Raw genomic sequence first — 13,478 nt, 5'->3', positions numbered from 1 at the left:
CGCGCACTACCCTCGGTGCCCATGAGCGACAGGCACATCAGTCAGCACTTCGAGACGCTCGCGATCCACGCGGGCAACACCGCCGACCCCCTGACGGGCGCGGTCGTCCCGCCGATCTACCAGGTGTCCACCTACAAGCAGGACGGCGTCGGCGGCCTGCGCGGCGGTTACGAGTACAGCCGCAGCGCCAATCCGACCAGGACCGCGCTGGAGGAGAACCTCGCCGCCCTGGAGGGCGGCCGCCGCGGCCTCGCGTTCGCGTCCGGACTGGCGGCCGAGGACTGCCTGTTGCGTACGCTGCTCGGCCCCGGCGACCACGTGGTGATCCCGAACGACGCGTACGGCGGCACGTTCCGCCTCTTCGCCAAGGTCGTCGCCCGCTGGGGCGTGGAGTGGTCGGTGGCCGACACGAGCGACCCGGCCGCCGTACGGGCCGCCCTCACCCCGAAGACCAAGGCCGTCTGGGTGGAGACCCCCTCCAACCCGCTGCTCGGCATCACCGACATCGCCGCCGTGGCCCAGGTCGCCCGGGACGCGGGCGCCCGGCTCGTCGTCGACAACACCTTCGCCACGCCGTACCTCCAGCAGCCGCTCGCGCTCGGCGCGGACGTCGTAGTGCACTCCCTGACCAAGTACATGGGCGGCCACTCCGACGTCGTCGGCGGCGCCCTGATCACCGGCGACGCGGAGCTGGGCGAGGAGCTCGCCTACCACCAGAACGCGATGGGCGCGGTCGCCGGCCCCTTCGACTCCTGGCTGGTGCTGCGCGGCACCAAGACGCTCTCGGTCCGCATGGACCGGCACAGCGAGAACGCGACGAAGGTCGCCGACATGCTCACCCGCCACGCGCGTGTGACGAGCGTCCTCTACCCGGGACTGCCCGACCACCCCGGTCACGAGGTCGCCGCCAAGCAGATGCGGGCCTTCGGCGGCATGGTCTCCTTCCGCGTGGAGGGCGGCGAGGAGGCGGCCGTCGAGGTCTGCAACCGGGCTCAGGTGTTCACGCTCGGGGAGTCCCTGGGCGGCGTCGAGTCGCTGATCGAGCACCCCGGACGGATGACACACGCGTCCGCGGCCGGTTCCGCGCTCGAGGTCCCCGCCGACCTGGTGCGCCTCTCCGTGGGCATCGAGAACGTCGACGACCTGCTCGAAGACCTCCAGCAGGCGCTCGGCCGGTAGACCCCGGTCACCAGCCCGTGAGCGGTGGAGTCGTCTCCGACGGCGGCTCCACCCACGGGCGGACCGTCAGCGCCCACACCACGAACGCCACGGTCACCGCCAGCAACAGCAGCCACATCGCGCGGCGGACGAGCGTCCTGCGGCGCAGGACGCGGACCCCGCGGCGGACCGCGTCCGCGTGGAGCTCGGGCGGTACGCGCGGCGGCGACTGCTCCAGCATCCGCCGTACGGTCGCCTCACGCCTCATCCGGGTCACGACGGCACCGCCTTGACGCCGCCCACCGGCGGGGACGGTCTCGGGGGCGGGCGCAGTACGGCGGCCATCGCGCGGTGGAAGACGGTCCGCACGCGCTCCGCGGACAGGCCGAGCAGAGCCGCCGTCTGTTCCTCGGCGACCCCCTCGTGCAGCCGCAGGACCAGGACCAGGCGTTCCTGCGGGGAGAGCCGGGCCAGCGGGCCCTCCGGACGGGCGCGGGGGCGGAGCAGTCCGCCGCGCCGGTGCCAGGAGCCGTTCGCGAAGCGGGTCGCCAGGTACTGGCGGGTGTGTGCGTAGGGGTCCGCTCCGTGCAGCCGGTCCCAGGCCGCGTAGGTGTGGGCCAGCGCGAGGGTCAGCAGGCGCCGGGCGCGCGGGTTGGCGTCCGGCGGTTCGGCGGTGAGCAGGGTCGCGGTGTGCAGCAGGCGGGTGCCGGCGCCCGCGACGTACGCCTCGAACTCGCGGGCGCGGAGGTCGTCCTGGGACGTGTGCCGTGGGTGCAACCGTGCCTCCCCTCGCCCCTGAGAGCCCTCGGTTCTCATATCAGGGCAGGGCGCGTCCCGCGGTCAAGAGACGTGCATGCGCGACGCTTCGGTTTTTCGCCCCCGCCGCCCCTTCCCGCCCCTTCCCGTCCCGTCCCGGGGCTCTGCCCCAGACCCCGCTCCTCAAACGCCGGAGGGGCTGGAGTCAGCCCGTCCGGCGTTTGAGGACGAGGCCCGTAGGGCCGAAGGGGGGTCTGGGGGCGCAGCCCCCGGAGGTCAGGAGTCCACCCGCTCAGGGGTGGACATCCGAGCCGACAACGCTCCGTTGAAGCGCGTCAGGAGCGCGCAGAACGCCTCGCGCTCCTCCGGGTCCCAGTCCTGCGTCAGCTCGGCCATCAACTGGCGCCGCGAGGAGCGCACTTCCTCCAGGCGCGACTGTCCGCGCGGGGAGAGCTGGAGCACGACCGCGCGGCCGTCCTCGGGGTGCGAGGTCCGTTTGACCAGGCCGGTGTCCACGAGCGGGGCGACCTGCCGGGTGACCGTCGAGGAGTCGATGCCCATGCTCGCGGCGAGCGCCTTGACGCCCATGGGACCTTCCTTGTCGAGGCGGTTGAGCAGCAGGTACGCGGCGCGGTCCATCGAGTTGCGCACCTGGCCGACCCCGCCCAGACGCGTCTGTTCGGCACGTCGGGCGAACAGCGCCACCTCGTGCTGCAGCGTGTCGAGAAGACCGGTGTCGCCGACGGCCGTCAGGTCCGTCCTCATGTCCATCGACATATCAGGTGTTGTGGGCATGGCCGGGGACTCACTTCGTGGAGGGCTGCTGATTGGGGGACAGGGTACGCGGCCGGACGTCGGCCCGTACCGGCGCTGCGCAAAGCCGAGTCCGCGGGTTGGTCACACCGGTCGCCGCCACCGGCGAACTGCGATGCTGGAGTCATGAGCTACAGCACGGCCGACTCCCTGCGGACCGTCACTCTCGACGATGTGCGCGGCGCCCAGAAGACGCTCTCGGGCGTGGCACGGACGACCGCGCTGGAGAGCAGCAGGCACCTGTCCCGGCGGGTGGGCGCACCGGTGCACCTGAAGTGCGAGAACCTGCAGCGGACGGGGTCGTTCAAGCTGCGCGGCGCGTACGTCCGGATCGCCGGGCTGCTGCCCGAGGAGCGGGCCGCCGGTGTCGTCGCGGCGAGCGCGGGCAACCACGCGCAGGGTGTCGCGCTGGCGTCGTCGCTGCTCGGGGTGCGGTCCACGGTCTTCATGCCGAAGGGCGCCCCGCTGCCGAAGATCAGCGCGACCCGGGAGTACGGCGCCGAGGTGCGCCTGCAGGGCCAGGTGGTCGACGAGACGCTGGCCGCGGCGATGGAGTACGCGCACGAGACGGGCGCCGTGTTCATCCACCCCTTCGACCACCCGGACGTCATCGCGGGCCAGGGCACGGTGGGCCTGGAGATCCTGGAGCAGTGCCCCGAGGTGCGCACGATCGTCGTCGGGGTCGGCGGGGGCGGGCTGGCCGCCGGGATCGCGGTCGCGGCGAAGGAGCTGCGGCCCGACGTGCGGATCGTCGGCGTGCAGGCGGCGGGCGCGGCGGCGTATCCGCCCTCCCTGGCGGCCGGGCGTCCGTTGCCGGTGCGCAACCCGGTGACGATGGCCGACGGGATCAAGGTGGGGCGGCCCGGTGACGTGCCGTTCGGGATCGTCGGCGAACTGGTGGACGAGGTGTGCACGGTCACCGAGGACGAGCTGTCGGCCGCGCTGCTGCTCTGTCTGGAGCGGGCCAAGCTGGTCGTCGAGCCGGCCGGGGCGAGCCCGGTCGCGGCGCTGCTGAGCCGGCCCGGCGCCTTCGAGGGGCCGGTCGTCGCGGTGCTGTCCGGCGGCAACGTGGACCCGGTGCTGATGGAGCGGGTGCTGCGGCACGGCATGGCCGCGCAGGGCCGCTACCTGGCCGTACGGCTCCGGCTGACGGACCGGCCGGGCGCCCTCGCCTCGCTTCTCGGGGCGTTGTCAGTGGCGGACGCCAACGTCCTCGATGTGAGCCACGTACGGACCGATCCACGGCTCGGGCTCACGGAGGCGGAGGTCGAGCTGCACCTGGAGACCAAGGGTCCGGAGCACTGCGCGGAGGTCAACAGGGCTCTGCGCGAGGCGGGTTACACGGTCATGGCCTGACGCCCGACGGGGCGTCACTCCTTCGGGTCATTCCATTGTGATACGCGATACATCGCGTTATGGTGTGTGTCTCGCCGCCGGGTGGCCCCGGTCCGTCCCGCCGCCCGCGCCCGACGAAAAACCTCAGCACACCGAAGCGCGCAAACCTAGGCTTTCCGAAAAATTACGACGACGTGGAGACTCATATGCCAGGCGCCATCTATGCCGAAGGTCTGGTGAAGACCTTCGGGAACGTAAGGGCGCTGGACGGCGTCGACCTGGAGGTCCCCGAGGGCACCGTCCTGGGCCTGCTCGGGCCGAACGGCGCGGGGAAGACCACCACCGTCCGCTGCCTGACCACCCTGCTGCGGCCCGACAGCGGCAGGGCGGTCGTCGCAGGCATCGACGTGCTGAAACAGCCCGACGCCGTACGCCGCTCCATCGGCCTGTCCGGCCAGTTCGCCGCCGTCGACGAGTATCTGACCGGCCGCGAGAACCTGCAGATGGTCGGCCAGCTTTATCAAATGAAGGCGAAGGCGGCGAAGGCCCGCGCGGACGAACTGCTGGAGCAGTTCCACCTCGCGGACGCCGCCGACCGCACCGCCAAGACCTACTCCGGAGGCATGCGCCGCCGCCTCGACCTCGCCGCCGCCCTGGTCGTCTCGCCGCCTGTGATGTTCATGGACGAGCCGACGACCGGCCTCGACCCGCGCAACCGCCAGCAGCTCTGGGAGGTGATCAAACAGCTCGTCTCCGGCGGTACGACACTGCTGCTCACCACCCAGTACCTGGAGGAGGCCGACCACCTCGCGCACGACATCGCGGTCGTCGACCACGGCAAGGTCATCGCCCAGGGCACCTCCGACCAGCTCAAGGCCCGCACCGGCGGCGAGCGCGTCGAGGTCGTGGTGCACGAGCGCGAGCACATCGAGTCGGCGTCCGCCCTCCTCGACAAGTACAGCCTGCGCGGCGCCGGCCAGGGCGACACCACGGTCGAGGACCACATGCGCAAGATCACCACACCGGTCTCCGGCGGCGCCAAGCTCCTCGCCGAGATCATCCGCGACCTCGACACCAACGGCATCGAGATCGACGACATCGGCCTGCGCCGCCCCACCCTCGACGACGTCTTCCTCTCCCTCACCGGCCATGTCGCGGAGGCCAAGGACGACGAGGACACCAAGGAGACCGCGAAATGAGCGCCGTCACCGACACCGTCCGGGTCACGGCCCCCGGCAACCCCGTCGGCCAGTCGATCCGGGACTCCCTGGTCGTCGCCAAACGCAATCTGATCCGCATGGCCCGGATCCCCGAAGTGGTGATCTTCGGGCTCATCCAGCCCATCATGTTCGTGGTGCTGTTCTCGTACGTGTTCGGCGGGTCCATGGACATCGGCGGCAGTACGAGTCCGCAGGTCTACCGCGAGTTCCTGATGGCCGGCATCTTCGCGCAGACCGTCACCTTCGCCACCGCCGGAGCCGGGGCGGGCATCGCCGAGGACATGCACAAGGGGCTCATCGACCGCTTCCGCTCCCTGCCCATGGCGCGCGGCGCGGTGCTCACCGGCCGCACCCTCGCCGACATGGTGCAGACGGCGCTCACCCTGCTGGTGCTCGCCGTCGTCGCCCTCCTGGTCGGCTGGCGCACCCACACCAGCGTCGGCGAGGTGCTCGGCGCGTTCGCCCTGCTCCTGCTGGCCGGGTACGCGTTCACCTGGATCGGCGCGCTCATCGGCCTGTCGGTCCGCACCCCGGAGGCGGCCACCTCCGGCGGACTGGTCTGGCTCTTCCCGGTGACCTTCGTGTCGAACGCGTTCGTGGACTCCAGCAACATGACGCCCTGGCTGCGCCACATCGCCGACTGGAACCCGTTCAGCGCCACCGTGCAGGCCTGCCGCGAGCTCTTCGGCAACCCCGGGGTCTCCACCTCGGACGCCTGGCCCATGCAGCACCCGGTGTGGGCGTCGCTGATCTACTCGGTCCTGATCATCGCGTTCTTCCGGACGCTCGCCGTGCGCAAGTACCGCTCGGCGGCGGCATGACGAAGCCCCTCACCGGGGTGCCCTCGGGCGACCGGTCGGGGTTCCAGCGGCGGGTGGTCTTCCCGCCGGGACAGGTGACCTGCTCGTTCTCCCAATGGATGGTGAAGTCGTCGGCGGTGAATCCCTTGCCCGCGGCTGCCTGAGGGCTGACCACGGCGGCGACCGGTCCGGTGAGCGTGATGCCGTACTGACGGCGGGCGTCGGCCAGGGCGTGGGCGTCGACGTATCCGGCGTCGACCAGGTGCTCTGCGGGCAGACGGCCTGCTGCGGCCAGCTGGGCATGCACGTGCTCGGTCATCGACACATCCGGGACCGTCGCCATGGTGGTGACCACGTTCGTGATCAGGTTCGGGGTGTCCGTGTCGCAGGTCTCGGTGAAGTGGACCTTGTATCCCGCCCAGGCAGCGTCCCGCTTGACGCTGTTGCGCGCCTGAACGTCATAGGGGTTGACCAGGCAGGTCTTGCCCGGCGGCCGGTCTTTTGGGAGGCGGCGCCCCACCTCGTCATCGACCTGGTGGAAGTTCTGCACCCACACCTGCCGCAGGGTCTCCACCTGCGGAAACGTCCGCAATGCCTCCGGTGCCCGCGGGGAGTGGACCGCTTCGAGCAGCCGCATCCCGTCCCGGCCGATCCGCAAGCCCATCTCGTCCCGCCGGGTTCGGGACTTGGGGAAGCGGGAGTCCTCGGCCCTGCTCGCGTAGTGCTTGAACCAGTCCGGCTCGGCCACCTGCCCCAGCCAGTCGGGGGCGGCCTGCGCCAGCGCGTTCAACGCCGACCGCAGGGTCTCGGCGACCAACTCCAGCCAGCACACATCCCTCGCCGCCGACACCACGTGAGTGGAGTCGGTCCTGGACCGACCGGCCGTCTTGAGCAGTCCCTGCGCACCGGCCGCGGCCAGGATGCCGTCCAGCACCCGCCGCCCCGTGTCCGCCTCGACCAGACGGTCTCGGAACTCCGACAGCACCGAGAAGTCGAACCCGGGGTCATCGAGCCGAAGCCCGAGGGCGTATGTGAAGTCGATCCTCGCCCGCACTGCCTCCGCGGCCTGCCGGTCAGTCAGCCCCTCCACGAACTGCAAGACCAGCACCAGCGCCAGCCGCCCCGGCGACCAGGCCGGCTTTCCCCGCACCGGGAACAGGTCCGCGAACTCCTCGTCCGTGAACAACGGCCCCAGCTCGTCCCGCACCCGGATCGCCAGGCTCCCCTTCGGGAACGCGGCCCGCGCCACCCGCACCGTCTCCGCCGGGATCTCTCCCGGTCCCATCGGCTGCAACGACACCCGCACCCACCCCACACGACAACGTCGGCCTTCAAAACCACAACCGGGTCTTGAAGGCCGACGTCACGCAGGCCCCCGAATTAACCAACAGCGTCCCGCAGGGGTGCCGGGGGCCCGTCGGGGACTCGCGGGGGCGGGTCAGCCGTTGTACGGCTTCGCCTCCAGGATCTTCACCGAGGCCTTCTTGCCGTTCGGCAGCTCGTACTCCGCGTCCTCGCCGACCTTGTGGCCGATGACGCCCGAGCCGAGCGGGGACTGCGGCGAGTAGGTCTCGATGTCCGAGCTCGCGTACTCGCGGGAGGCGAGCAGGAAGGACAGCGTGTCGTCCTCGTCACCGTCGAAGGCGATCGTCACGACCATGCCGGGCGCCACGGCACCGTCGGCCGCCGGGGCCTCGCCGACCTTGGCGTTCTCGAGGAGCTGGGTGAGCTGGCGCACACGGAGCTCCTGCTTGCCCTGCTCCTCCTTGGCCGCGTGGTACCCGCCGTTCTCCCGCAGGTCGCCCTCCTCGCGCGCGGCGGCGATCTTCGCGGCGATCTCCGTGCGCGCGGGACCAGTAAGGTACGCAAGCTCGTCCTTGAGCTTGTTGTACGCCTCCTGGGTCAGCCAGGTGACGTTCTCGCTGGTCTGGGTCACAGGTGCTCCTCGTAGGTACTGGGAATACAAAGCATCGCCCTACCCAGAAGGATGTTCCTCCAGGGATGGGCGAAACCACGAGCCTAACAATTGAGTGCCCGTAGGGGGAGGACATAAGCCACCGGACTCGTGTCAGCGCAGGTCAGTGGCCAGGTATTCCCCGCTGTGTCAGTCCGTGTGACAGCCGACGAGCTCGGCCGAGGTGCCCCGGGAGGTGGTGCGGAGCGTGACGACCTCGTCGACGCGCGTGTCGTCCTCGTCGAAGCGGAAGTCGGCGCGGCCCACCTCGGCGCCGTCCTCGGACTGGGAGCGGACCGTGCAGTAGCCGGCGACGCCCGCGTCCTTGTGCACCTCCAGGTGCACCTTCACGGAGTCCTCGGAGGTGTCGAAACCGATCACCTCGGCGCTGATCTCGTTCTGGGCGACGTAGTGGTAGCCGAACCAGCCGATCAGCCCGAGCATCAGCACCGACAGCACGGCGCCGACGACCTTGAGTGTGCGGTCGGCACGCTGGTCCGAGGAGCGGCCGTAACGGCCCTCGGGCAGCCGCGTGCTCGACGTACTCATGATCGTCTCCTCGGCAGGAGGGGACCGGTGTCCCCAGGCGGGTCCCGGAGCGTGAAATCCGGAATTTTTCGTCCCCCGATTCGGTCACTATAGAAGCCTGCGACTGCGCCGCCGCACTGAGGGCGCCTACCGACTTGAGGATTGAGTCTTGACTGACCAGCTGCGACTGATGGCCGTGCACGCCCACCCCGACGACGAGTCGAGCAAGGGCGCGGCCACCATGGCGAAGTACGTGTCCGAGGGGGTGGACGTGCTGGTGGTGACCTGCACGGGCGGGGAGCGCGGCTCCATCCTCAACCCGAAACTGCAGGGCGACGCGTACATCGAGGAGCACATCCACGAGGTGCGCAAGAAGGAGATGGACGAGGCCCGGGAGATCCTGGGGGTGAAGCAGGAGTGGCTCGGGTTCGTCGACTCCGGGCTGCCCGAGGGCGATCCGCTGCCGCCGCTGCCGGAGGGCTGCTTCGCCCTGGAGGACGTCGACAAGGCGGCCGGTGAGCTGGTGCGGAAGATCCGTTCCTTCCGCCCCCAGGTGATCACCACCTATGACGAGAACGGCGGCTACCCGCACCCCGACCACATCATGACCCACAAGATCACGATGGTGGCGTTCGAGGGCGCGACGGACGTCGAGAAGTACCCGGAGAGCGAGTACGGGCCGGCGTACCAGCCGCTGAAGGTGTACTACAACCAGGGGTTCAACCGTCCCCGCACCGAGGCGCTGCACCAGGCGATGCTGGACCGCGGTCTGGAGTCGCCGTACGGGGACTGGCTGAAGCGCTGGAGCGAGTTCGAGCGCAAGGAGCGCACGCTCACCACGCACGTGCCGTGCGCCGACTTCTTCGAGATCCGCGACAAGGCGCTGATCGCGCACGCGACGCAGATCGACCCCGACGGGGGCTGGTTCCGGGTGCCGATGGATCTCCAGCGGGAGGTCTGGCCGACGGAGGAGTACGAGCTGGCGAAGTCCCTCGTCGATACCTCCCTCCCCGAGGACGACCTCTTCGCGGGCATCCGGGACAATGCCTGACATGAGCGCAAGCGCAAGCCTGGCAATGACCCACCTGGTGCCTCTGGCCAAGGAACTCGACGAGGACAAGGTGACCCCTGGTGTTCTCGGGTTCATCGTGTTCGCGGTGATGGCTCTGGCGGTGTGGGCCCTGATGAAGTCCATGAACCGTCACATGGGCCGCGTCGACTTCGTCGAGTCCGAGGCCTCGGGGACGGAGAAGGCCGAGGCGACGGCCGAGGAGAAGCGGGGCTGAGCCCTGCCGCCGCTTCCGCGGGCAGCCGCATGCCGCGTTCCCGCGGGCAGTCGTGCCTCCCCAGTGCCTCAAGGGCCTGGGAGGTACCCCCAGGGCGATGGGGGTCCCCCCGCTCGAGCGGAGCCGAGAGCGGGGGAGGCACCCCGTGAGCGCCGGACTGCGCGGTTCCCCCGGTCCGCAACGTCGCCGGGTGCCGGCTGCGGGGCGGTTGTGCCCACCCGTTCCGCCCTGCGGAACGACTGCCCACAACCACCGGCCCCGTTGCAGCGGCTGCCCACAACCACCGGCCGGTGACCAGCACACCCTGTGTTCTCTCGCCCCCACCGGTGGGTGGCCGGCGTGACCTAGGCCTTCTCGTCCACCGGTACCCCCATCACCTCCCGGGCGTGGCGGCTGGGGACCATGCCCAGGTGCCAGGCCTGCCAGCCCGCCTCCAGGGTGACGCCCCGTTCCAGGAGGAGCTGGTACGCCTCCACGCAGTCGGTCAGCTTGCCGTCGCGGGTGGTGTGGCCGGACCGGCCCAGCTGGGACAGTTCCTCCTGGGCCACCGCCGTACCGACCTCCGTGCCGCCCGGCGCCGCGTACGGCAGCAGCGTGCAGCGCAGGAAGCGTGCCCAGTCCTCGCCGCGCCGGTCGCCGTAGGACGCGAACAGGGACACCGCCTCGTCGCACAGCGCCAGCGCCTGCTGCGTGCGCGCGTTGCCCGCGTCGACGACCGCCAGCTCCAGGCAGGTCCACGCCTCCCCGTGCGCGACCCCGATGCGCTGGAAGTCGGCGCGCGCGTCCACCAGGAGCTGCCGGGCGAACCCGGAGTTCCGCAGCGACCCCGTCCGGGCGGCCCGCTGGTCCCGGGTCACCCGCGCCGAGTGGTGCCGGGCGCAGGCCAGGCCGTACACGTCCCGCATCCGGGAGAACATCGTGCGGGCGCGTTCCAGCTCGCGCACCGCCCGGTCCAGGTCGCCGGTCTCCTCCAGCGCCTGGCCCAGGTAGTACAGCGTCCACGCCTCGCCGCGCGCGTCCTCGTTGTCCCGGTGCCGGGCGGCGGCCCGGCGCAGGTCCTCCACCGCCGGTGAGGCGTCCCCGTCGACCAGCCGGGCCCGCGCCAGCTCGGTCAGCGCCCACGCCTCACCGCGGGCGTCGCGGGTACGGCCGTACAGCTCCAGGGCCGTACGCAGCTCGGCCTCGGCGCGCGGCACGTCGTCCATCCGCAGGTTCAGCTGGCCGAGCTGGAAGTGCGCCCACGCCTGCCCGTGCACGGACTCGCCCGCGCGGTGCAGCACCAGCGACTCGGTGAGCAGGTCCAGCGCCTCGGACAGCCGGGCCCGGTCCCGCTCCACCGCGGCCAGCGCGTGCATCGTCCAGGCGCGGTCGGTGGCCAGCTCGGGCGCGGCCTGCAGCTCCAGCGCCTCCCGCAGCTTCGCCGACGCCTCCGTCAGGTTGCCCTGGTGGTGCAGCGTGATGCCGAGCGAGGTCAGCGCCCGTGCCGCGCCCGCGTCGTGCTGCGCCTCCCGGTACAGGTCCACCACCGACGTCAGCGTGGTCCGCGCCTTGTCCAGCTCGCCCAGCTGCCGTGCCGCGATACCGGTGCGCCACTGCACGGAGCGCACCAGCAGCCCCTCGTCCACGGCCTGCGCCAGCTCGTTGATCTCACCCAGCCGGTACAGGTCGCCGCGCAGCAGGCAGTAGTCGCACAGCGCGCCGAGCAGGTTCAGCACCGCCGCCCGGTCCACGCCCTCCGCGTGCCGCAGCGCCGCCGTGATGAAGCTGGACTCGTCGTCGAGCCAGCGCAGCGCCTCGTCCAGCGAGGTGAAGCCGTACGGGCCGAAGCGGTCCGAGCGGGTCGACATGTTGCCGTCGACCAGCCGCAGCACCGAGTCGGCCAGCTCGGCGTAGTTCGCGATCAGCCGTTCCTGCGCGGCCGCGCGCTCGGCCGGTTCCTCCTCGTCGAGGAGCCGGGCCAGGGCGAAGGCGCGGACGAGGTCGTGCAGCCGGTAGCGGCTGTGCCGTACGCGGTCGATCAGACCGGCGCGGTGCAGCGCGACCAGGTGCCGGGTGGCCTCGGCCTCGTCGGTGGCGAGGAGGGCCGCCGCCGCGGCGGCGCCCAGGGAGGCCCGGCCGGCCAGGGCGAGCCGCCGCAGCAGCCGCCGCGGGGTCTCCGGCTGGTCGGTGTAGCGCAGCCACAGTGCCCGCTCGACCGGCTCGACGGGCCCGTAGGCGCCCAGGTCGGTGGCGAGCGCGAGGGGTGAGCGGGGACCCAGGGCAGCCCCGGCGATGCGCAGCGCCAGCGGCAGGCCCCCGCACAGCTCCCGCACCCGCTCGGCGGAATCGGCGTCGTAGGGCCCCGGGGAATCCTGCGCGGCGACCGCGAGCAGTTCCTCCGCACCGGCCGCGTCCAGCGGCTCCACCGGCAGCTGGTGGACCCGGGCCGGCAGATCGTCCGGCAGCCCGAGCGGCGCGCGGGAGGTGACGAGGACGAGGCTGTCGGACCGCTCCGGTATCAGCGTGCGCACCTGCTGCGGATCGGAGGCGTCGTCCAGGACGATCGTCACCGGCATCCCGGTCAGATGCTGGTGGTACAGCTCGCTCAGCCGTTTGACCTGCTGGTCGGGGGAGGACCGCTCACGGAACAGCAGCTGCTCGCGGGGCGCCCCGAGCCGGTTCAGCAGATGCAGCAGCGCGTCCCGGGTGGACAGCGGGGGCTCGCCGGGGCTGTCACCGCGCAGGTCGACGACGCAGGCGCCGCGGAAGTGGTCCTTCAGGTCGTGTGCGGCGCGCACCGCGAGCGTCGTACGGCCGCTGCCGGACGCCCCGTGCAGCACGACCACCGTCGGCCGGGTCTCCGTGGTCGCGCGGGCCGCCCGCGCCCACTGCCGGATGCGCGCCATCTCCTGCCGCCGCCCCGCGAACGGGCCCAGCGGCTCCGGGAGCTGCCCGAACGACTGCTCCAGCACGCTCCGCCCGCGGGCCGCCGCGCTCTTGTCCGTGCCGCGCAGCCGGGGCCCCGCCTTCTTCGGCCCGGTGGACGAGGCCAGCACCCGCTGCTGGTCCAGGAACGGCCGGATCCCCCGTACCTCCAGCGCCGTCAGCCACTGCAGCCGCAGCTGCTGCGGCCCGCCCGGCTGGCTCACCGCGCCGGCCCGGTGGTGCGCGGCGGGCACATGCGTGCCGGCCACCTTCACCACCGTCGCCGCCGCGCCGACGACCCCGACGGTCACGCCCGCGCCCAGCGCCGTCCCGGTGCCCGTCCCGAGCGCCATGTCGGCGACCACGGCCGCGACCCCCGCCACCCCGGCCACCAGCAGCGGGGTCCCGGCGCCCTCGCGGGCGTAACGCTGCCGGAAGGTGAGCCGCCCGGCCTCCGCCTCGTCCAGGGCGCGCGTGTACGCCTCGTACTCCTCGGCCGCCGCCTGCGCCATCGTGTCCAGTGCCCCGCGCGCCCGCGCGAGCAGCGCCTTGCCGTCGGTGCGCCCGCCCGACCTGCGCACCTCCTCCTCCACGGCCCGCGCCAACAGCCGCTCGGCGTCCGCCCGCTGACTGTCCCGCATCTGCTGTCCCCCTCCGGTGGCGTCGGCCGGTCCCGGCCGCGTTCCCTGGCCACAAGTGTGTCGTGCGGGGGCCGTCGTGTGGA

The 13,478-nt window shown here is 71.8% G+C and carries 12 protein-coding genes and 1 pseudogene; 6 read left to right on the top strand and 7 right to left on the bottom strand.

Features of this window, described 5'->3' with window-relative positions; translation table 11 throughout:
* Positions 1-21 precede the first annotated feature (21 nt).
* Positions 22-1,179, top strand: coding sequence for a cystathionine gamma-synthase (locus ACIA6T_RS26185; RefSeq protein ID WP_399448914.1), 1,158 nt, complete (start codon positions 22-24; stop codon positions 1,177-1,179).
* 7 nt (positions 1,180-1,186) lie between these two features.
* Here the strand turns inward: ACIA6T_RS26185 and ACIA6T_RS26180 are convergent, their stop codons facing one another.
* The 3 genes from ACIA6T_RS26180 to ACIA6T_RS26170 form a co-directional block, all read right to left on the bottom strand.
* Positions 1,187-1,435 carry a hypothetical protein gene (locus ACIA6T_RS26180; protein WP_399448913.1) on the bottom strand — a complete coding sequence of 83 codons (249 nt, stop codon included), beginning with the start codon at positions 1,433-1,435 and terminating at the stop codon, positions 1,187-1,189.
* Complete coding sequence (locus ACIA6T_RS26175) at positions 1,432-1,935, bottom strand: sigma factor-like helix-turn-helix DNA-binding protein (protein ID WP_399448912.1); 504 nt, start codon at positions 1,933-1,935, stop codon at positions 1,432-1,434. The genes ACIA6T_RS26180 and ACIA6T_RS26175 overlap by 4 nt, the downstream gene beginning before the upstream one ends.
* 255 nt (positions 1,936-2,190) lie before the next feature.
* A complete protein-coding gene (locus ACIA6T_RS26170; RefSeq protein ID WP_235618020.1) occupies positions 2,191-2,685 on the bottom strand; it encodes a MarR family winged helix-turn-helix transcriptional regulator in 495 nt (164 codons plus the stop codon).
* Between the two features lie 168 nt (positions 2,686-2,853).
* On the opposite strand from ACIA6T_RS26170, the gene ilvA reads away from it, so the two are divergent.
* From ilvA to ACIA6T_RS26155, 3 genes are all read left to right on the top strand, one after another.
* Positions 2,854-4,083, top strand: a complete 1,230-nt coding sequence (gene ilvA / locus ACIA6T_RS26165) for a threonine ammonia-lyase (RefSeq protein ID WP_399448911.1) — start codon at positions 2,854-2,856, stop codon at positions 4,081-4,083.
* A 185-nt stretch (positions 4,084-4,268) separates the two neighbouring features.
* On the top strand, positions 4,269-5,261 hold the full coding sequence (locus ACIA6T_RS26160) for an ATP-binding cassette domain-containing protein (protein ID WP_399448910.1): 993 nt from the start codon (positions 4,269-4,271) through the stop codon (positions 5,259-5,261).
* A complete protein-coding gene (locus ACIA6T_RS26155) occupies positions 5,258-6,103 on the top strand; it encodes an ABC transporter permease (protein ID WP_399448909.1) in 846 nt (281 codons plus the stop codon). Before ACIA6T_RS26160 ends, ACIA6T_RS26155 begins: the two co-directional genes overlap by 4 nt.
* Positions 6,104-6,113: 10 nt before the next feature.
* Here the strand turns inward: ACIA6T_RS26155 and ACIA6T_RS26150 are convergent.
* The 3 genes and pseudogenes from ACIA6T_RS26150 to ACIA6T_RS26140 form a co-directional block, all read right to left on the bottom strand.
* Positions 6,114-7,382 (bottom strand): annotated as a pseudogene (locus ACIA6T_RS26150) (transposase); the annotation flags it as partial.
* Between the two features lie 138 nt (positions 7,383-7,520).
* Positions 7,521-8,018, bottom strand: coding sequence for a transcription elongation factor GreA (greA, locus tag ACIA6T_RS26145; RefSeq protein ID WP_399448908.1), 498 nt, complete (start codon positions 8,016-8,018; stop codon positions 7,521-7,523).
* A gap of 168 nt (positions 8,019-8,186) precedes the next feature.
* Complete coding sequence (locus ACIA6T_RS26140) at positions 8,187-8,585, bottom strand: DUF4307 domain-containing protein (protein WP_399448907.1); 399 nt, start codon at positions 8,583-8,585, stop codon at positions 8,187-8,189.
* A 148-nt stretch (positions 8,586-8,733) separates the two neighbouring features.
* On the opposite strand from ACIA6T_RS26140, the gene mca reads away from it, so the two are divergent.
* Together mca and ACIA6T_RS26130 are read left to right on the top strand one after the other, a co-directional pair.
* A complete protein-coding gene (mca, locus tag ACIA6T_RS26135; protein WP_399448906.1) occupies positions 8,734-9,615 on the top strand; it encodes a mycothiol conjugate amidase Mca in 882 nt (293 codons plus the stop codon).
* Positions 9,608-9,850, top strand: a complete 243-nt coding sequence (locus ACIA6T_RS26130) for a hypothetical protein (protein ID WP_399448905.1) — start codon at positions 9,608-9,610, stop codon at positions 9,848-9,850. Before mca ends, ACIA6T_RS26130 begins: the two co-directional genes overlap by 8 nt.
* A gap of 344 nt (positions 9,851-10,194) precedes the next feature.
* Here ACIA6T_RS26130 and ACIA6T_RS26125 read toward each other — a convergent pair whose 3' ends face one another.
* Positions 10,195-13,395 carry a tetratricopeptide repeat protein gene (locus ACIA6T_RS26125; RefSeq protein WP_399448904.1) on the bottom strand — a complete coding sequence of 1,067 codons (3,201 nt, stop codon included), beginning with the start codon at positions 13,393-13,395 and terminating at the stop codon, positions 10,195-10,197.
* Positions 13,396-13,478: the final 83 nt, after the last annotated feature.

Origin of the sequence: Streptomyces sp. NPDC051740 (assembly GCF_044453165.1) — a bacterium.
Classification (GTDB): Bacteria; Actinomycetota; Actinomycetes; order Streptomycetales; family Streptomycetaceae; genus Streptomyces; species Streptomyces atrovirens.
This window is presented reverse-complemented; position numbering and strand designations above follow the sequence as displayed.

What these genes read in the sequence shown, in the direction of transcription:
- ACIA6T_RS26185 (WP_399448914.1), top strand. Translation starts at nt 22, where the DNA reads ATGAGCGACAGGCACATCAGTCAGCACTTCGAGACGCTCGCGATCCAC.
- ACIA6T_RS26170 (WP_235618020.1), bottom strand. Translation starts at nt 2,685, where the DNA reads ATGGACATGAGGACGGACCTGACGGCCGTCGGCGACACCGGTCTTCTC.
- ilvA (WP_399448911.1), top strand. Translation starts at nt 2,854, where the DNA reads ATGAGCTACAGCACGGCCGACTCCCTGCGGACCGTCACTCTCGACGAT.
- ACIA6T_RS26160 (WP_399448910.1), top strand. Translation starts at nt 4,269, where the DNA reads ATGCCAGGCGCCATCTATGCCGAAGGTCTGGTGAAGACCTTCGGGAAC.
- ACIA6T_RS26155 (WP_399448909.1), top strand. Translation starts at nt 5,258, where the DNA reads ATGAGCGCCGTCACCGACACCGTCCGGGTCACGGCCCCCGGCAACCCC.
- ACIA6T_RS26140 (WP_399448907.1), bottom strand. Translation starts at nt 8,585, where the DNA reads ATGAGTACGTCGAGCACGCGGCTGCCCGAGGGCCGTTACGGCCGCTCC.
- ACIA6T_RS26130 (WP_399448905.1), top strand. Translation starts at nt 9,608, where the DNA reads ATGCCTGACATGAGCGCAAGCGCAAGCCTGGCAATGACCCACCTGGTG.
- ACIA6T_RS26125 (WP_399448904.1), bottom strand. Translation starts at nt 13,395, where the DNA reads ATGCGGGACAGTCAGCGGGCGGACGCCGAGCGGCTGTTGGCGCGGGCC.